20 protein-coding genes and 1 pseudogene are annotated in these 17878 nt (G+C 74.5%); 9 read left to right on the top strand and 12 right to left on the bottom strand.

Features of this window, described 5'->3' with window-relative positions:
- Window positions 1-132: 132 nt before the first annotated feature.
- On the bottom strand, window positions 133-693 hold the full coding sequence (locus tag Voc01_RS42440; RefSeq protein WP_203933394.1) for a type 1 glutamine amidotransferase domain-containing protein: 561 nt from the start codon (window positions 691-693) through the stop codon (window positions 133-135).
- 32 nt (window positions 694-725) lie between these two features.
- Window positions 726-1133 (bottom strand): VOC family protein, encoded by a 408-nt coding sequence (locus Voc01_RS42435; RefSeq protein ID WP_203933393.1) that lies wholly within the window; start codon window positions 1131-1133, stop codon window positions 726-728.
- 361 nt (window positions 1134-1494) lie between these two features.
- Here Voc01_RS42435 and Voc01_RS42430 point away from each other — a divergent pair, with 361 nt between their 5' ends.
- Window positions 1495-2151: a hemerythrin domain-containing protein gene (locus tag Voc01_RS42430; protein ID WP_203933392.1), complete on the top strand. Its 657-nt coding sequence runs from the start codon at window positions 1495-1497 to the stop codon at window positions 2149-2151.
- Between the two features lie 51 nt (window positions 2152-2202).
- Here Voc01_RS42430 and Voc01_RS42425 read toward each other — a convergent pair whose 3' ends face one another.
- The 3 genes from Voc01_RS42425 to Voc01_RS42415 form a co-directional block, all read right to left on the bottom strand.
- Complete coding sequence (locus Voc01_RS42425; protein ID WP_239160894.1) at window positions 2203-5382, bottom strand: ATP-binding protein; 3180 nt, start codon at window positions 5380-5382, stop codon at window positions 2203-2205.
- Between the two features lie 236 nt (window positions 5383-5618).
- Entirely contained in the window at window positions 5619-7061 is a 1443-nt protein-coding gene (locus Voc01_RS42420) for an FtsK/SpoIIIE domain-containing protein (protein ID WP_203933391.1), read from the bottom strand.
- Window positions 7058-7783, bottom strand: coding sequence for a hypothetical protein (locus Voc01_RS42415; protein ID WP_203933390.1), 726 nt, complete (start codon window positions 7781-7783; stop codon window positions 7058-7060). The genes Voc01_RS42420 and Voc01_RS42415 overlap by 4 nt, the downstream gene beginning before the upstream one ends.
- Window positions 7784-7873: 90 nt before the next feature.
- Here Voc01_RS42415 and Voc01_RS42410 point away from each other — a divergent pair, with 90 nt between their 5' ends.
- From Voc01_RS42410 to Voc01_RS42395, 4 genes and pseudogenes are all read left to right on the top strand, one after another.
- The gene (locus Voc01_RS42410) at window positions 7874-8197 is read left to right on the top strand and encodes a TFIIB-type zinc ribbon-containing protein (protein WP_203933397.1); all 324 of its coding nucleotides are present in this window, start codon (window positions 7874-7876) and stop codon (window positions 8195-8197) included.
- A 109-nt stretch (window positions 8198-8306) separates the two neighbouring features.
- Window positions 8307-8696, top strand: a complete 390-nt coding sequence (locus Voc01_RS42405) for a VOC family protein (RefSeq protein WP_203933389.1) — start codon at window positions 8307-8309, stop codon at window positions 8694-8696.
- A 31-nt stretch (window positions 8697-8727) separates the two neighbouring features.
- Window positions 8728-9153 carry an MmcQ/YjbR family DNA-binding protein gene (locus Voc01_RS42400; RefSeq protein ID WP_203933388.1) on the top strand — a complete coding sequence of 142 codons (426 nt, stop codon included), beginning with the start codon at window positions 8728-8730 and terminating at the stop codon, window positions 9151-9153.
- 1 nt (window position 9154) lies between these two features.
- A pseudogene (locus Voc01_RS42395) lies at window positions 9155-9844 on the top strand (helix-turn-helix domain-containing protein); the annotation flags it as partial.
- Between the two features lie 80 nt (window positions 9845-9924).
- On the opposite strand, the gene Voc01_RS42390 reads toward Voc01_RS42395, so the two are convergent.
- The 5 genes from Voc01_RS42390 to Voc01_RS42370 all read right to left on the bottom strand — a co-directional run bounded on the left by Voc01_RS42390 (window position 9925) and on the right by Voc01_RS42370 (window position 13574).
- The gene (locus tag Voc01_RS42390) at window positions 9925-10497 is read right to left on the bottom strand and encodes a dihydrofolate reductase family protein (protein WP_203933386.1); all 573 of its coding nucleotides are present in this window, start codon (window positions 10495-10497) and stop codon (window positions 9925-9927) included.
- A 35-nt stretch (window positions 10498-10532) separates the two neighbouring features.
- Window positions 10533-11417: an HpcH/HpaI aldolase/citrate lyase family protein gene (locus tag Voc01_RS42385; RefSeq protein WP_203933385.1), complete on the bottom strand. Its 885-nt coding sequence runs from the start codon at window positions 11415-11417 to the stop codon at window positions 10533-10535.
- Window positions 11414-11755: a hypothetical protein gene (locus tag Voc01_RS53650; protein ID WP_239160892.1), complete on the bottom strand. Its 342-nt coding sequence runs from the start codon at window positions 11753-11755 to the stop codon at window positions 11414-11416. Before Voc01_RS53650 ends, Voc01_RS42385 begins: the two co-directional genes overlap by 4 nt.
- A 203-nt stretch (window positions 11756-11958) precedes the next feature.
- Window positions 11959-12522 carry a hypothetical protein gene (locus tag Voc01_RS42375; RefSeq protein ID WP_203933384.1) on the bottom strand — a complete coding sequence of 188 codons (564 nt, stop codon included), beginning with the start codon at window positions 12520-12522 and terminating at the stop codon, window positions 11959-11961.
- Entirely contained in the window at window positions 12519-13574 is a 1056-nt protein-coding gene (locus tag Voc01_RS42370) for a M20 family metallopeptidase (protein WP_239160891.1), read from the bottom strand. Before Voc01_RS42370 ends, Voc01_RS42375 begins: the two co-directional genes overlap by 4 nt.
- Window positions 13575-13622: 48 nt before the next feature.
- On the opposite strand from Voc01_RS42370, the gene Voc01_RS42365 reads away from it, so the two are divergent.
- From Voc01_RS42365 to Voc01_RS42350, 4 genes are read left to right on the top strand one after another with little or no spacing between them, the layout of a single operon-like run.
- Window positions 13623-14369, top strand: a complete 747-nt coding sequence (locus tag Voc01_RS42365) for a GntR family transcriptional regulator (RefSeq protein ID WP_203933382.1) — start codon at window positions 13623-13625, stop codon at window positions 14367-14369.
- Window positions 14370-14386: 17 nt separating this feature from the next.
- Window positions 14387-14761 (top strand): YybH family protein, encoded by a 375-nt coding sequence (locus Voc01_RS42360; protein WP_239160890.1) that lies wholly within the window; start codon window positions 14387-14389, stop codon window positions 14759-14761.
- A gap of 49 nt (window positions 14762-14810) precedes the next feature.
- On the top strand, window positions 14811-15989 hold the full coding sequence (locus tag Voc01_RS42355) for a sensor histidine kinase (protein ID WP_203933380.1): 1179 nt from the start codon (window positions 14811-14813) through the stop codon (window positions 15987-15989).
- Window positions 15986-16645: a response regulator gene (locus tag Voc01_RS42350; RefSeq protein WP_203933379.1), complete on the top strand. Its 660-nt coding sequence runs from the start codon at window positions 15986-15988 to the stop codon at window positions 16643-16645. Before Voc01_RS42355 ends, Voc01_RS42350 begins: the two co-directional genes overlap by 4 nt.
- On the opposite strand, the gene Voc01_RS42345 is transcribed toward Voc01_RS42350, so the two are convergent.
- Window positions 16620-17264 (bottom strand): hypothetical protein, encoded by a 645-nt coding sequence (locus Voc01_RS42345; protein ID WP_203933378.1) that lies wholly within the window; start codon window positions 17262-17264, stop codon window positions 16620-16622. The two genes, Voc01_RS42350 and Voc01_RS42345, sit on opposite strands and share 26 nt — an antisense overlap.
- Entirely contained in the window at window positions 17261-17872 is a 612-nt protein-coding gene (locus tag Voc01_RS42340) for an ATP-binding cassette domain-containing protein (RefSeq protein ID WP_203933377.1), read from the bottom strand. The genes Voc01_RS42345 and Voc01_RS42340 overlap by 4 nt, the downstream gene beginning before the upstream one ends.
- Window positions 17873-17878 lie beyond the last annotated feature (6 nt).

Genomic DNA, 17878 nt, shown 5'->3' with positions numbered 1-17878 from the left:
CAACGATCAAGGCGACCGGCACAGACCTGGTGGGCAGGTTTGCGGTGACGGACAGTGGCGGCGGGGTCCGTCCGATCTGAAATGTCGGCTTTGCCCAATCCACGACTGCGCGCGAACCTGCGATTCAGGACGCTAGTGGACCGGGTGCCGGCCCTCCGCGAACTCCTCGAGCATCTTGGCGCAGAACGCCGGCAGGTCGTCCGGCTTGCGGCTGGTGACCAGCCCCCGGTCGGTGACGACCTCCTCGTCGACCCAGTTCCCGCCCGCGTTGCGGACGTCGGTCTGCAGGCTCGGCCACGACGTGAGCCTGCGGCCGCGGACGGCGTCGGCCTCGACGAGTGTCCACGGCGCGTGGCAGATCGCCGCGATCGGCTTGCCGGCGGACACGAACGCCCGCACGAACGCCACCGCGTCCTTGTCCATCCGCAACGCGTCGGGGTTCGCCACGCCGCCGGGGAGCACCAGCCCGATGTAGTCGTCCGGGTCGGCCTCGGCGACGGTGCGGTCGACCGGGAACGCGTCACCCTTGTCGAGGTGGTTGAACGCCTGCGCCTCGCCACCCTTCGGCGCGATCAGCTCCGGCCGCGCGCCGGCGTTCTCGAGCGCCTTCCACGGCTCGGTCAGCTCGACCTGCTCGATGCCCTCATTGGCGACCAGGACCGCGACCCGGCCCTGGACCTTCGATGTCGACACTTCACACCTCCGCTTTCCTTGACCGTGACCGCCTACCCGGGCCGGTCACCGTCAAACAGCTCCTGGAACACGGTGATCTGCAGGCCCGCCGGCGCCTCCAGGCGCGAGTTGACCGACCGCCACGGCGTCACCGTCGGCGGCGCCACCTGGGTCGCGCCGGCGGCGACCAGCCGGGCGGTCACGGCGGGGCCGTCGTCGACCTCGAACGCCACCCGCAGCTGCGGCGCCACGTCGCGCCCGACCTCGACCTCGTCGATGTAGCGCTTCTGCGCCGGGTTGGCGATCTCCAACGTGGCCCGGCCGGCGTCGAGGATGGCGACCCGGGCGTCACCGGTGGTGTACGCCTCCTGCTCCGCCATCCCCAGCACATCCCGGAAGAACGCGACCGCCGCGTCGTAGTCCTCCGCCTCCACCACGAGCCGCAGCTGCCGGACCGTCATGCCGACCCCCTTCCCTGTCGCCCGCTCTTAAGTCGCCGTTCGGTGGCCTGGAAGTGCGGTGCCCGACCTTAGGTGGCGTCGGACACCGCACCAACAGGGAACCAGGGAACACCGAGATGTCCAGCAGAGCCATGACCAACCCCATCGTCGACGGGGAGTCGCACTCCGTGGCGGCGCTGACCGCCGGGCACGTTCGTGTGGCTCGCCGTCGTCGGGCTGCTCATGTTCGTGCCGTTCCCGGTGTTCACCGGCCTCCTCGTCGAGTTCCGCGCGGCCTCACCGTCGCGGTGGTCGGTGTCCTCATGATCAGGGCCGTCTCCGACAGCCGCCGCCCGACCGTCCTCAGTGGAGTGTGAGACCGATGACCGTGACCCCGCGCCGCCCCGGCGACCCGAAGCCCGAGCCGCTCGGCCTGCTGCTGGCCCACCGCGCCATGCTGCGCGACCTGAACCGCGTGACCGCGCTCGTCGCCGGCCACAGCCGCTTCGCGCCGAAGCGGGCCGCCGCCGTGGCCGGGTACATCGACGACCTGTGCGACTCCATCCACCACCATCACAGCGCCGAGGACGACATCCTGTGGCCGGTGCTGGAGGAGTCCGCCGGCCCGCACGTCGACCTGACCGAGCTGACCGACGACCACGCCGTGCTCGACCCGAAGCTGCACCGGGTACGGGCCGGAGCGGCCGCCCTCCGGGCCACCGGCGAGGTCCCGGCCGCGCTCGCCGCCGACATGGCCGACATCCGCGACACGCTGCACGAGCACATCGCCGACGAGGAACGCACGATCGTGCCGCTCATCCGGGAGTACATGTCGGTCGCCGACTGGGCGACGGTCGAGGAGGGCGTGCGCGGCCGGGGCGCGAAGATGTCGTTCGAGGCGCCGCGGGTGATCGCGGTCGCCACCCCGGAGGAGACCCAGGTGATGCTCGCCGAGGGCGGCCTACCGCTGCGCCTCATGGTGAAGGTGATGCCGGTGATGTTCCGCCGTCGTGAGCGCAGGGTGTTCGGGACCGCCTGAGCCCGCGTGCCGGCAGGCCGACGCGACCTGATGGACGCGCGCTCACGTGCGTCACCCCGCTTTGAGAGCCGCCGCGACCTCGACCCTGAGGTCCGCGGCGGCCTCGCGGTGCGCGGACGCCGCCGCGGGACGCCCGAGCGCGTCGGCCAGGGCCGCCAGCGCCTCGTCGACCGGACCGCCGTTCAGCGTGCCCGAGTCGAGTCCGGCGACGCGGCCGGCGAACGGGAGCAGGTCGGCGTAGAGGGACCGGGCGGCGTCGAGATCCCCGAGGCGGGCGGCGGCGTGGCCGCGCATGGTGGTCCAGGCGAGCCAGTAGTAGTCGCGGGCGACGTCGGCGCGGCCGGCCCAGGCGGCGCGGGCCTCGTCGACGCGGCCGGCGTCGAGCAGTGAGAGCACCAGCGCGTCGGTGACGCCCTTCGGGTAGCGGCGGTCGATCTCCACCATCTCCGCGCACACCGGCGACAGGTCGCCGCGGGCCATCGCGACGCTGATCCGGCCGACGGTCGCCATCAGTGCACCGTGGACGGCGCCGTGCTCGGTGAGCTGGCGGGACACGGTCTCGTACCGGGCCAGCGCCTCGTCGGGACGGCCGGCGAGCAGTTCCAGCAACGCACCGAAGATCGCCACGACCGACAGCAGCTGACCCAGCTGGCCGGTGCCGGCGCGTTCGACGGCCGTCGCCACCTCGGCCAGCGCACCCGGCAGGTCGGCGCGCGAGGCCGACTCCAGGAACAGCAGCCAGTGCGCGACCGCCTCGTGGTCGGTCTGCCCCGACGCGGCGGCGACCCGCAGCAGCTCCTCGGCCACGGGGCGGCGCTCGGCGACCAGGTCGGGCCCGAGGGCCACGTAGGCGCGGGCGTTCAGCGCGGCACACAGCAGGCGGGGGTCGCCGACCCGGCGGGCGAGGGCGAGGGCGGCTCCGGTGGCCGCGATCGCGGCGGGCACGTCGACGCCCTCGGTCTCCCGGAAGACGGCGAGGTGCAGGCGCGCCGCCGTGGCGTCGTCCGGCTGTCCGTCGAGCAGCGCGCGGGCCGTCGCCAGGATGTGGTCGTCGGGCCCGCCCGGGCGGGTGGACCAGATCAGCGGCGCGTCCCAGGCGCAGAGCACGTCAGGGCTCAGGGCGGCCGCTTTCACGTACAGCTCGCGGGCACGCGTGGTGTCGCCGGACCGGGCGAGCGCGGTGACCGCCGGGATGAGCAGGCCGACCAGCGCGGCCCGCCGGTCGGCGGCGCCGCCGGAGTGGCGTTCGGCCAGCTGGTGCAGGCGCAGCGCCGACGTCCACTGACGGGCGGCTTCGCCCCACGCGCCGACGGCCTCGGCGTCGCGGGCCGCGCCGACGACGTACGGCACGGCCTCATGGGCGTTCGCGGGCCCGGCCGCCGCGGCGGCATGGTAGGCGAGGGTCGCCGCGTCGCCGGTGCCGCTCAGCTCCGTGAGCGCCGCCGCGTGCAGGCGGGTGCGGCGCAGCAGCGGTGTGTCGTCGTAGAGCGTGTCGCGGACGAGCGCGTGCGCGAACCGCACCCGTCCGGGCACCGGTTCGTCGAGCAGCCCGGCCAGCACGGCGGTTTCGAGCGCGTCGAGGAGGTCGTCGCCGGAGCGCCGGGCCACCCGGGCGAGCAGGTCGACGTCGACGTCCCGGCCGAGCACGGCCGCCTGGCGCAGCGCGGTGGTCGTCGCGCCGGGCAGCCGGGCGACGCGTCGGCGCAGGACCTCGCGCACGCCGGTCGGCACGGCGGTGCGGGCCGCCGACGTGCCCTCCGCGGCGATGAGCCGGGCCAGCTCGCGGACGAACAGCGGGTTGCCGCCGGTGCGCTCGGCGAGCATCGCGACGGTGGCCGGATCCTCGATGCCGTGCCGGCGGGCGAGCGCGGCCACCGCGGGCGCGTCGAGCCCTTCCAGCCGCAGGTGGGCGGCGGTCGCGGCGAGCAGGGCGTCGATGGTGGCGGCGAGCTCGTCGCCGACGTCGGAGCCGCGGTAGGTGGCGAGCACCAGCAGGTCGCGCCGCGACAGCACCTGCCGGAGCAGTTGCAGCGTCAGGTCGTCGGCGCGGTGGGCGTCCTCCAGCAGCACCACGGTCTTCGCGTCGAGCGCGTCGGCGACGGCGTTGCCGAGGTGGAACGGGGTGCGGTCGCCGACGTTCAGGTCACCCCCGAGGATCTCCGACCAGGCCCAGCCGGGCGGGGCGCCGGCCACTTCGGGGCAGCGTCCGCGCAGTGTGCGCCAGCCGCGTCCGGCCAGGTCGGCCAGCGCCGCCTCGGCCAGGGTCGTCTTGCCGGCGCCGGCCTCGCCGACGATCCAGACGATCCGGGCGCCGGGTTCGTCGGCGGCGGCGGCGATCGCCCGCAGTTCGGGTCCGCGTCCGAGCGCGGTCGGTCCGTCGCTCACGGCCGTGGGTATGTCGAGGTGACGCGCTGAGCGGGGCACTGCCGCCGGGGCCAGGACGGGTGACTGGGCGAGCACGTCGGCTTCGAGTGCCTGCAGGGCCGGCCCGGGGTCGACGCCGAGCTCGTCGGCCAGGTACGCGCGGGCGCGGCGGAGCGTTCCGAGGGCGTCGCCCTGCCGTCCGCCGCGGTAGAGCGCGAGGACGAGCAGCCGCACCGCCTCCTCGCGGCCGGGGTGGTCGTGCAGCAGCCGCTCCAGGTCGGGGACGACGGCCGCCGGCCGGCCGAGGGCGAGGTCGGCGTCGGCGCGGGCCTCGATCGCGGCGAGCCGCAGTTCGGTGAGCCGGGCGACCTCGGGTGCCGCCCACGACGCGTCGGCCACCTCGAGGTACGGCGGCCCGGACCATCCGTCGAGCGCTTCCGTGAGCGACCGGTGCCGGTGTTCCGGGAGGTTCCCGGTCAGCGCGTGCCGGACCCGGTGGTCGAAGTGCCACGCGTCGACCGCCGCGGTCGGCAGCTTCAGCGCGTATCCGGGTGGCGCGCTGACCAGCACGGTCGCCGGTGCCCGGCGCACCCGTCCGGGCTCCAGGACGCGCCGCAGGTTCGACACGAGCACCTGCAGCACGGCCAGCTTCTTCGCCGGCGCCTGCTCCTCGTCCCAGAGGTCGTCGATGAGCCGGTCGGTCGACACCACGTCGCCACCGGCGACCGCCAGCCGCGAGAGGACCGCCCGCTGACGCGGCCCGCCCAGGTCGACCGTGCGACCACCGACCCGGGCGGCGAGCGGACCCAGCACGGTCACCGTCACGTCACCGATGAGCCTGCCGCCTTCCGTCGCTGAGCTGCCCAAACACGCCGACGCTACCGGTCGCCGGGCGGGCGGCGGGTCGCCCGGTCGGCCGGAGCACCGACCCGAACGTCCCCGCCGCACCCGCGCCGCCGGGGCGGCCCGCCGAGGTGTGCGCCGATCTTGCAGTCGTGGCCTCACCTATGTGGTGACATGTGGTGTTTTAGGTGCGGCCACAACTGCAAGATCGGCGGGCGGAAAGGGCGGGCGGGCGGCGTCGGGCGGGCGGGCTGGGCGCGCTAGCGGGTGGAGGTGGGCAGGGTGGTCTGGAAGTGCAGGCCTTCGGGGGTCAGGCCGCGTCCGGGTCCGTGGGACCGGGAGCGCCCGGCGAGCCGCCGCCCGGCCCGCGAGGTGGCCGGGTCACGCAGGCGAAGCTCGACCACGACCGCGTGGAACGGTTGCAGCGCGTCCGGCACCTCGGCGTAGGTGGGGGAGGTGACGACGAGGTGGATGCCGTGCGGCGGGCCCTGCCGTGCCAGGTCGGCGACCATCGGGTCGTCGGGGAGGGGGTGCCCGTCGACGACCAGGAACACGTCGCCGTACTCGTCCGTACGGTCGCGGTCGGGCCGGCGGCGGACCTGGCCGTAGTGGGCGATGCCGCGGCGGCGGAACGCGTCGCGCCGGTGGTACAGGAGGCCGTGCAGGTGGGCGATCGTGCCCGGGGCGTCGCCGTCGCCGGTCACGTGGGGCAGATGGCGCAGCGGGGACAGGCCGTCGCCGCCGTCGAGGAGGTGGAACCGGACGTGACGGGGTGGGTGGGTCCGCGCGAGCGCGCCGACGAACGTCCGCAGCAGGGTCGTCTTGCCCGAGCCGGTGTCGCCGACGACGACCAGGTTGCCGGGCGGGCCGGACAGGTCCAGCCACATGGGGTCCTGCCGGTGCTCGAACGGCCGGTCGAGCACCGCCACCGGCACGCGCAACGGGCGGGCGTTCGTCAGCAGCGAGCTGTCCATTGTGGACGGAGTGAGCGGCGCGAGCCAGATCCGGCGCGCCGGCGGGCCGGCCCGGGGCGCGGGCGCGCCGGCGAGGACCGACCGGAACGGCTCGATCGTGCACGACCGCCGCAGGTAGCCGGCGCCGGGCTCGGGCGGTAGCTCCGCGGCGTCGGGCACGCCGATCAGCGCGGTGCTCTCGCGGCGGGAGAACGTCCGCAGCGCGATCCGGTACGACAGGTGCCGGTCGAGACCGCGCAGCCGGCCCTCCTCCAGGCGTTGCGCGGCAAGGAGGAGGTGCACACCCAGCGGGTGGCCGGCCCGGCCGATCCGCGCGAACACCTCGAGGACCCCGGGGTCGGCGGCGAGCAGTTCGCCGACGTCGTCGCAGACGACCAGGAGACGAGGACCCGGTGCCGCCAGGGTCCGTCGCCGTTCCAGTTCGCCCATCAGGACGTGCCTGAACCGGTCCAACAGAGACAGGTCCTCGGCGAGGTCGGTCATCACGGCGGCGACGTGCGGCAGGTTCTCCAGGGGCCGGTACGTGGCGGTTCCCAGGTAGTCGGTGAGGGCGACGGTCACGGTGTCCGGCCCGTACGCGGCGGCGAGCCCGGACACCATGGACCGCACCAGCTCCGTCTTGCCCGAGCCGGTGGCACCCACGATCACCCCGTGCGGCGTCGCGTCGAGGTCGACGACCACCGGACGCCCGCCGGGACCCGTGCCGACGGTCACCAGCGGTCCGGTCACCGCGGCTCCTCCCCGAACCGCTGCTGTGCGCCGTACCCGGTCATGACGACCAGGATGAAACCGGCCAGCAGGAACGCGCAGACCAACCCGGCCACGTCACCGGCGAGCGCCCACCCGGTGTCGAAACCCTCGATCACGGCCTCCGAGCCGAGCCTGCCCAGCACCCAGGCGAGGAACGCCCACGCGAGCAGCCGCCCGCCGACCCAGGCGAACCCGTCCCACCAGCCGAACAGCACGGCCCACAGGAGCGCGCCGAGGCCGAACCAGGCGACCCAGAACCAGGTGACCATCCGCCGGCCGGGTTCGGGCAGGAACAGCTGGACGGCACCGTCCGCCTCCACGCCCACCACCTCGCCCCGCCAGGTGCGCAGGTCGAGCCGGCCGCCGTCGCTCGTCCGGTCGTAGACGTCCTTCGACACGTCGCGCACGGTGCGGCCGCCGCCGGGCCGTTCCCAGGTCAGCTCGTAGTGGGTGACGTCGTGCGCGTACTGGCCGCCGTTGGCGTCGGTGACGATCGAGGTGGTCGTGAACTCGCGCCGGCCGACGATCGTGGCCGCCTCGCGGTCGAAGCAGTCGCACTCGACCGCCTGCCGGAACTCGCGGCTGCGCTCGAACGGCCCGTACGCCGCCGACAGCCCGACCACGAGCATCGCGATGCCGACGAGCAGCGTGACCCACCGCAGGCGCGTGTAGCCCAGGGGGCTGAAGTGCGAGGCTGGCATGGCGATCCGACGATAGCCCGTCGAGGGGCGCGGGGGCGCTACGCTCAAGCCCTCGCATCCAGGTCAGGAGCCGGCGTGACCCATCCCTCCATGCAGTGCCCGCGGTGTCACGGGCCGATGCGCACCTATCCCCGCAGCGGCATCCAGCTCGACCGGTGCGACCAGTGCCGGGGCATCTTCCTCGACGAGGGCGAGCTGGAGACGATCCTGCGCAACGAGTCGCCCATGCAGGCCGGCATGATGCCGCACCAGCCCGGATACCCCCCGATGCCGCCGAACCAGTACGGCGCGTACGGCGCGGCCGGGGGCTACGCCGGTCCCGGTGGGCACGGCGGCTACGGCTACGGCGGCGGGCCGGTGTGGGGGTCCACGGACCCCAATGCACCGGCACCCGGCCCCGATCCGCAGCACTGACCCGCGCCGCCTCCCGGCGCCGGCGTGGATCCGGTCAGGAATCGAGAAGCACGGCCTCCCGCCCGCTCCTACCGTGAGCAGTGTCAACCGCGAACGTCAGGAGCCGGTCATGTCATTGCAGGTCAGCGTCGTCATGCTCGGGGTCGCCAACATCGACCGGGCGAAGAAGTTCTACGTCGAGGGTCTCGGCTGCTCGCTCGACCAGGACTACCCGGGGTTCGCCCGGGTCACGCCCGGTGGCGGCGGTTCACAGCTCGCGCTGTACGAGTGGGACGCGGTGGCCGCCGACGCCGGGGTCCCTGCGGAGGGGACCGGCTTCCGCGGCTTCTCGCTGCACTACCTCACCGAGTCCCGCAGCGAGGTCGACGAGGTCCTGGGCGCGGCCGAGGCCGCCGGCGCCACGGTGATCAAGCCCGCGGAAGCGGCGCAGTGGGGCGGCTACTCGGGTACCTTCTCCGACCCGGACGGGCACCTGTGGAAGGTCGCCAGCGCGTCCTGAAACTGTCGGACCCCCGTGAGAGGGTGGGTCCATGGCCGGAGACGTGCCGCCCGAGGTCGAAGACCGGCTGCGGGCGATCTGCGGAAGCCTGCCCGAGGTCCACGAGGAGCCGGCGTGGGTGGGTGTGCGCTGGCGCGTGCGTCAACGCACGTTCGCCCACGCCTGCTCGGTGGAGCCGGTCCCACCCGGGAAAGGTGCGGGCCACCCGACGTCCGACGCGGCGCGCGTCTTCCCCGGCCACGACCGGCTCGACGTGGTGTCCTTCCGCGTCCCCGACGACGACGTGGCCGGCCTGTCGGCGGTGGGCTTCCCGTTCTACCGGCCGGGCTGGGGCACCAACGTGATCGGCCTGGTGCTCACCGCCGCCACCGACTGGCAGGAGGTCGAGGAACTGCTCACCGACAGCTACCGCATCCAGGCGCCGAAGCGGCTCGCCCGGCTCGTCGAGGGCCGCTGACGTGAACCTCCGGTTCGCGACGCGTGGGTCCGACTCGCCGTGGGTCGACACCGTGTGGACGTGCACGAGCGAGCGGGTCACGCGGATGACCTCGGTCGCGGCGGTGTGCTGGGGCCTGGTGTTCTTCGAGCGGGAGGGGCACGCGTACGCGACCGTCTCCGGGCCGGAGACCGCGTCGGGCACGGCGCCGGTGCCGGAGGGCGTCTCGTTCGTCGGCATCGAGTTCGCGGTGGGCACATCGCTGCGGGTGCTGCCCACGCCCACGCTGGTCGGCGGTGGGGTCGAACTTCCCGACACCACCCGCCGCACGTTCCGCCTCGACGGGGCGCGCTGGGAGACTCCCGGCCCCGACGACGCGGAGGCGCTGGTCGGGCGGCTCGTCCGTGCGGGTGCCGTGGTCCGGGACCCGCTGGTCACGGCGGTGCGCCGGGGTGAGCGTCCGGCCGTCACCGAGCGCACCGTCGAGCGGCGGTTCCGGGCCGCGACCGGGCTCACCCAGGGTGCGGTGCGGCAGATCGAGCGGGCGAGGCTGGCCGCCCGGGCCCTGGCGGGTGGGGTGCCGGTGGCCGACGTGGTCACCGGGCTGGAATTCTTCGACGAACCGCATCTGGCCCGGTCGCTGCGCCGGTACGTCGGCCGCACGGCCGGCGAGCTGCGCGAGGGCACGGGCGGCCCCATCGCGCTCGCGCTGGGGGAGCGCGAGGGCATGGGCGGCCCCATCGCGCTGGGGGAGCGGGAGCGCCCCCGCCCCGCCCCCGTGCTGGCGTCGGGTCAGCGGACCTCGTAGATCATCTTGACGATGCCGTTCGGGTAGACCTCGGACTCGCGCAGCCGCAGCATCTGCTTGTCCTTGTCGGCGGTGCTGAACAGGCTCTTGCCGCCGCCGAGCAGCACCGGGAACACCAGCAGGTTGTAGCGGTCGATGAGGCCGGCGTCCGACAGGCGGCGGGCCAGTTCGGCGCTTCCGTGGATGAAGATGCCGCCGCCCTCGCCCTTCTTGAGCTCGGCCACCTCGTCGGACGAGCGCAGGATCGTCGTCGGGCCCCAGCCGTCGACGAGGGCGTCGTCGGCGAGCGTGGTCGACACGACGTACTTGGGCAGCTCCTTGTAGGCGGCGTGGTCCTCCGACTCGCGCCAGAACGGCGCGAACGCCTCATAGCTGCGGCGGCCGAACAGCAACGCGGTCGTGTCGGCGAGCTCCTCGGCCTTCAGCGACCACGCCTCCGGAACGAACTCGAGGTCCTTGACCACCCAGCCGCCGCTGCGGTGCCCCTCCTCCGTACCACCGGGGGAGTCGACGACCCCGTCAAGCGACATGAACCCGGTGTAGACCAGCTCGCGCACGTGATTGCTCCTCGAAGATCGGTGATGGGCCCAGCCTACGAGCGGCCGTCGGCGGGGTCTTGGACAGAACCGACACGCGAGAGCACCTCCGCGGCCGCGCGCACCACGGCGCGGTCGAGGAACCGCCCGTCGGCGTCGACGGCCACCCCGGAACCCGCCGCGTCGGCCCGCGACATCGCTTCCATCACCCGCCGCGCGGCGTCGACCTCGTCGGGTGACGGGGTGAACACCGAGTTGATCGTCTCCAGCTGCGCCGGGTGGATCGCGCTCCGGGCCCGGAACCCCTGCCGCAGCAGCAGCCGCGTCGTGCGTTCCAGGCGCGCGGGGTCACGCAGCGCGGTCTCCACCGGTCCGACCGGTGCGGTGATCCCGGCGGCCGCCGACGCGACGACGACCTGGACGCGGATCGCGGCGAACCCGTCGGGCAGGTCGCCGGTGCCGGGGTCGCGCTGCATGCCGAGCTCGCCGGCCAGGTCGGCCTCGCCGATGCCGAGCCGCAGCACGCGCGGCCCCGCGGCGATCTGCCGCACGTCCAGTACCCCGCGTGCGGTTTCGATCAACGGGACCAGCGTGAGCGCGCCGACCGTCAGACCGACCCGGCGTTCCGCGGCGGTGAGCGCCCGGCCGGCGGCCGCCAGCAGGTCGGGATCCGCCTTGGGCACCCAGATTCCGGCCAGGCCGGGCCCGACCACGACGGCCGCGATGTCCTCGTCGAGCGAGTCGCTGTTGACCCGCACGAAGACCCGCACGCCCGGCGGCGGGTCGGCGACGAACTCTGCCGCCGCCGCGCGGGCCGCCGCCTTGCCGGCCGGCGGCACCGCGTCCTCGAGGTCGACCACGATGGCGTCGGCGCCCCGCAGGTGCGCCTTGGCGAGAGCGGACGGCCGGTCGCCCGGCACGTACAGGTAGGAGCGCGTCATGACCGGCGCAGGTACTGCCCCTGCGGGTCACCGACGACCTTGCCGGCCTCCAGCACGTGCTGCCCGCGCAGGAACGTGTCGGTCACGGCGGCGGTCAGCTCGAAGCCCTCGAACGGCGTGTACTCCTGCGCCGACTCGGAGTCGGCGGCGCGCACGGTCCAGGTGCGGTCGGGGTCGACGAGCGCGATGTCGGCGTCGTAGCCCTCGGCGAGCGACCTCTCGACGGCGATCGTGGTGGACCCGGGCGACCGGCCGGCGCCGCCCACCGGGCCCTGGCCCGGCGACCCGACCGCGCGGAAGCTCGCCGCCGAGCGGGCCGCCGCGGTCTCGCCGGGCACTCACCGGAAAGGCGATCGAGGAGCTGGGCATCGCGCACCCGGGCGACCCCGCCGTGGCCGCGGTCATCCGCCCTCGATCTTGCAGTTGTGGCCCCACCCGAAGCATGAAATATCCGCACATAGGTGCGGCCACGACTGCAAGATCGACGCGCCGTGGGGCGCTCACGACGGCGGCGACGACCGGGGCGCCGCGGGCGCGTGCCTCAGCGCAGGTCGCGCAGGTCGGTGTCGGACAGTGGGGAATGGGCGGCGAGCCGCCAGGCGCCGGTGCGGCGGCTCACGTACAGGAACCGGGTGTGCGAGCGGCACAGCCACAGCCGTCCGTTGGCCGCCGTCTCCACGAGGAGTGCGGGCGGCGTGTGCCCCGGCCGTGACAGCAGGTCGGCGGCCATCTGCTCGGCCAGCGCCCGGTTCACGCGACCCACCGGGCCGCGGTAGCTCAGCAACCGGGTGGCGTACGCGGCCCAGCGCCGCACGCGGGGGAGTGCGCCGTCCGCGGCGCGGGCGATCGCCGCCCGCAGGGCCACCACGTCGGTGGGCGACCCGTGCACCGCCAGCCGCGGCGTGAAGTCCTCGAGGATGTGGCAGCACTCCTCACCGTGCGGGCAGTCGGCCCGGTCGGCGGCGGCGACGAGGCGGTCGAGGAACCGGACGTCGTGCAGGTCGAGGTCGGTGTCGTGGTCGAGGTCGGCGTGCGGGTCCATCGCCCAGTCCCAGAACCGGTCGGGATCCCGGAACGGCCGCCACTCCCAGTACACGGCTCTCATCGTCGCAGCAGGCGGGTCACCAGTGCGGCCAGCAGCGTCGACCGCCCGGGCATCGCGGCCAGGTCGACCCACTCGCCCTCGGCGTGCGCGTTGCCGCCGATTGCGCCGAGGCCGTCGAGGGTCGGCACGCCGAGGCTCGCGGTGACGTTCCCGTCGGAGGCGCCGCCGACAGCGGCGCCCTCGGGCCGTCGTTGGCCCAGGTCCGCGGCGACGTCACCCGCCGTCTGGAACAGAAAAGCGCTGGATGACGGGGACAGTGGCGGCCTGTGTACCTTGCCGTGTACCTCGAGTCTGGTGCCGGGCACGCGCGGTCGGAGCGCCCGCAGGGCCCGGTCGACGCGGGCGAACTCGGTCTCCTCGAAGGCACGCACGTCGACGGCGAGGCTCCCGCTGGCCGGCACCGTGTTCGTGGTGGTGCCGGCCGTGAGGACGGTGGGCGTCACGGTGGTGTCGCCGGCACCGAGCCAGGCGACGGCGATCGTCTGGTGGGCAAGCTCGACCGCGGCGTTGACGCCCTTCTCCGGGTCCAGCCCGGTGTGCGCGGCCCGCCCCGTGACCTCCAGCCGGTACCGGGCGATACCCTTCCGCGCGATCTTCAGTGCCCCGCCACCGGCGCTGGGCTCCAACACGAGTGCGCACGTCGCGCCGCGTAGCGCGTCACCTATGAGCCCTTGCGACGACGGCGAGCCGAGCTCTTCGTCGGCATTGACCACGACGGTGATCCCATCGAGCGCGGTGAGCGTGGCGAGCGCGTGGACGAGCTGCACGAGGCCCGCCTTCATGTCGAAGCAACCGGGGCCGGTGGCGCGGCCGCCCGTGACGGTGAACGGCCAGCGCGCCAGCGTGCCGAGCGGCCAGACCGTGTCGTGGTGGCCGAGGAGTAGGACCTTCGTGGGGCCGTGGCGCCACACGAGGTGGTTGCCGTGGCGCTCCGGCCGGCTGCCGAGGTGGCGCGCGCCCAGCTCGGCGACGGCATCGGCGCTCCTCGACAGGGCCTGCTCGTCGGCGGACGGCGACTCGACCGACACCAGCTCCCCGAGCTCCTCGACCACGGCGGTTCCCCTTTGTTCGAATTGACTAGACAATCTAGAGTGTGCCGCATGGAGGCACCCGCGTACCAGAGGATCGCGGCGACTTTCCGCGGCCGCATCGCGACCGGCGTGCTGCGGCCCGGCGACCAGCTGCCCACCGAGCACGACCTCGCCGACCAGTTCGGCGTGGCCCGGCAGACCGTGCGGGCCGGGCTCGGCGTGCTGGTGGGCGAGGGGCTGATCGTGGCGCGGCGGCCGCGCGGCTACTTCGTGCGCGAGCGCGAGCACATGGTCTACCGGCCGCAGGAGAAGTCGCGGCCGCGTCCGGCCGTGCCGGAGATGGACCGGTTCTCCGAGCAGATCGCCGCGACGGGACGAACGCCGTCGTACTCCATCGAGGTCGCGCTGATCGAGGCCGGCGCCGACCTGGCCGAACGCCTCCGGCTCGACCCGTCGGCGACGGTCGTCGCCCGCCGCCGCGTGCGCTACATCAACGGCGAGCCCACGAACATCAACGACTCGCACTTCCCGATCGACCTCGTGCGCGACTCCGAGATCATGCTGCCGGCCTACCTGGCCCGCGGCACCGACCGCGTGCTCGCCGAACTCGGATACGCGCAGCACCGGGCCATCGACGAGATCTTCGTCCGCATGCCCACGCCCGACGAGGTGCACCGGCTCGGCCTCGGCCCCGGCACGCCCGTCGCGGTGCACTTCGACACCGGCTACACCGAAAGCGGCCGTCCGGTGCAGTGCGCGGTGAACGTGCTCCCCGGCGACCGGCACCGGATCGTCTTCGAGCGCCACTGGAGCTGATGTTTTACTGGGAGGGCATGACACATGCACTCGTCTCCGCGTACGAAAAGGCCTTCGCCTCCGCGTCGGCGGTCGCTCTCGACCGCTGCTACGAACCCGACGCCGTCCTGGTACCGCGGCCCGGCACACCGCTGGCCGGTGCGGCACAACGGATCCCCGCGCACGAGCACCTGCTGGGCTTCGGCCTGCCGATGACCGTCTCCGTGCGGCACGCGTACGTGGCGGGCGACATCGCGCTGCTCATCGTCGACTGGTCGATGACGGGCACCAGCCGCCAGGGCTTCCCGGTCGACCTGTCCGGCACGGCCACCGACGTGGCCCGCCGCGGCGACGACGGCGTGTGGCGCTACGTCATCGACAACCCGTTCGGGGTGGCTCCTCCCGTCGGATGATGGTCCTGCGGATGACGTCGGCCACGGGCCGGGCGGTTAGGGTCGTCGGATGGTCGGGTCGGAGGCGTTCGCGCTGTTCGCGCGGCCGCTCGACGACCGGCGGCTGGTGGCGGCCGACGTCGCCGTGGCCGTCGGGTACGTGGCGGTGTCGGCGGCGCTCCGGCACGCGTCGCCGGTGCTGCCGGGGGTCCACGGCCCGCAGCTGTCGGGGCCGACGGCCGACCTGCTGATCGCGGCCACCGGGCTGCCGCTGGCGGTCCGGCGGCTGTGGCCCGTGCCGGTGCTGCTCGTGGTGCTCGTCGCGTCGGCGTTCGCCCTCGGGCTCGGTGCGGTGCGCGACCCGTTCGTGGCGGCCGCGGTGGCGGTGTACCCGGTGTCGCTGGCCCGGCCGGGACGGGCGGCGCAGGCCGCTGTCGCCGTCGCGGTGGTCGGGGTGGCGGCGGTCGTCGGTGGCGCGCCGACCGGGCCGTGGCCGTACTGGTGGTGGAGCGGCCCGGGGCTGCTGCTCGTGGGCGCCGTGCTCGTCGTCGGCGCGTGGATGCTCGGCACCGCCGTCCGGGAGCGTCGGGCGTACGCGGCCCGCGCCGCCGACGGGCTGGCCGAGCGGGCGGTGATGCGCGAACGGCTGCGGATCGCCCGCGAACTGCACGACGTCGTCGCGCACAGCATCGGGGTGATCGCCGTGAAGGCGGCCGTGGCCAACCACGTCGTGGCGAGCCGGCCGGAGGAGGCCGGCGACGCGTTGCGGGTCATCGAGACCGCGAGCCGCGGCGCGCTGACCGAGCTGCGGCAGCTGCTCGGCGTCCTGCGCGCCGGGACGCAGCCCGACGACCAGCTCGCGCCGACCCCCGGCGTGGCCGACCTCGCCCGGCTGGCCGCGCAGGCGGAGCAGGCCGGCCTGCGGGTGACGACGCGGCTCGACGGCGTCGACGGGCTGCCCGAGGTGCTCGGGCTCACCGTGTACCGCATCGTGCAGGAGGCGCTGACCAACGCGGTCCGCCACGCGGCGCCGGCCGGGTGCCGGGTCACGGTCGCGGCGGTCGATGGTGCCCTCACGGTCGAGGTGGTCGACGACGGCGGTGGCGCCGGTGGCGGTGGCGCGGACGGGTACGGGCTGCTCGGGATGCGTGAACGGGTCGCGGTCCACGGTGGCACGCTGGCCGCCGGTCCGCGGCCCGGTGGCGGGTTCCGGGTCGCCGCGCGCCTTCCGTACGGGGGCGTACGGTGATCCGGGTGCTCGTCGCCGACGACCAGGCGCTGCTGCGCGGCAGCTTCCGCGTCCTCGTCGACAGCGACCCGGGCCTCACCGTCGTCGGCGAGGCCGGCACGGGACTGGCCGCCGTCGACCTCGCGCTCGCGACCCGGCCCGACGTGGTGCTGATGGACGTGCGGATGCCCGACCTCGACGGCATCGCGGCCACGCGCCGGATCTGCGCGGAGACCACCGACGTGCGGGTCCTCATGCTGACGATGTTCGACCTCGACTCGTACGTGTACGCCGCCCTGCGCGCCGGCGCCAGCGGCTTCCTCCTCAAGGACACGCCACCGGCCGACCTGCTCGCCGCCATCCGCGTGGTCGCCGCCGGCGAGGCGCTCCTCGCGCCCACGGTGACCCGCCGGCTCGTCGACGAGTTCGTGCGCCACCACGAACCGGTGCACGCGCCCGCGCTCACCGGCATCACCGACCGGGAGCGGGAGATCCTCGTGCTCGTCGCCCGCGGGCTGTCCAACGCCGAGATCGCCGGGCGGCTGCGGGTGAGCCTGGCGACGGTGAAGTCGCACGTGAGCCACCTGCTCACCAAGCTCGACGCCCGCGACCGCACGCAGCTGGTGATCGCCGCGTACGAGGGCGGCCTGGTCAGGAGCGGCGCCGGGACACCGTGAGCGCGACCGCGAACGCGACCGCCACCTGCGCCACGGCGGCCGCCGCGTACAGGACGAGTGCGCCACCCGGCTGCTCGTCGCCGCTCAGCAGCCGCACCACCGGCCCGACCGGCGGCAGCGCCGCGACGACCGTCCCGCCCGTCAGGGCCAGCGCCAGCACGACGGCGTACCCGGCGCGCGGCACCACCGGCCGAGCGCACAGCAGCCCGCACGCGATGCCGCTGACCCCGCACGTCACCTGCGCCAGGGCACCGACCGCCACGGCCGCCGCCGTGACCTCGTGCTCGCCGCTGAACACCGGGTACACCAGCCCGACCACGGTCAGCAGTCCACAGAGGACGGTCGCCGCGAGCACGTCGGCGAGCAGCACCCGCCGGTCGGACCCGGCCGCGACCGTGGTGACCGCGCGCTGGGTCGGTGTCTGCGCGTTCACCACCGCGACCGTCAGCCAGACCAGGCAGGCGAACTGGGTCAACGCGCAGGCGGCGTACGTGCCGGCGAGCGGACCGAGGTCGTTGGTGGTGAGCACGACGACCGCGGCGGCGTACAGGAGCAGCGGCGGCACGTAGGTCTGGCCGCGGCCGAGCAGGCTCAGCGCGTACCGGGTCAGGGCGGTCACGACAGCCGCCCGTCGACGAGGTGGTGCACGTGCGTCGCGGTGGCGGCGACCAGGTCCGCGCGGTGGTCGGTGAGCAGCACCGCGCCGCCGGCGTTTGCCACCTCCGCGACCACCTCGCCGAGCACCCGTTGCGCGGGCGCGTCGAGGCCGGCCCACGGCTCGTCGAGGACGAGCAGCCGCGGCGGAACCAGCACCGCCTGCGCGAGCGCCACCTTCTGCAGGTTCCCCTTGGACAGCATGCGCAGCGCCGACCCGCCGCCACCGACGAGCGCGAACCGCTCCAGCAGGGCGTGCCCCCGGTTGCGGGCCGTGGCCCGGTCGAGGCCGCGGATCCGTCCGAGGTGGGTCAGGTAGCCCAGTGCCGACAGCTGCTGGTGGGCGGCGAACCGGTCGGGCACGTAGCCGAGCGGTGCGTGCCGGCCGGTCACGCGTCCGGCGCTGGGCCGGCAGAGACCGGCGGCGATCCGCAGCAGCGTCGACTTGCCGGCGCCGTTGCCACCCATGACGGCGACGACCTCGCCGGGACGCACCGCGAGGTGCACGTCGCGCAGGACCGGCCGCCGGTACCACTTGCCGATGCCCCGCAGCTCCATGCCCCGCAGCTCCATGCCGCA

The sequence above is a fragment of the Virgisporangium ochraceum genome (assembly GCF_016863655.1).
Taxonomy (GTDB): Bacteria; Actinomycetota; Actinomycetes; order Mycobacteriales; family Micromonosporaceae; genus Virgisporangium; species Virgisporangium ochraceum.
Note: the sequence above shows the minus strand (reverse complement) of the source record. Positions and strands in the feature narration are given on the sequence as shown.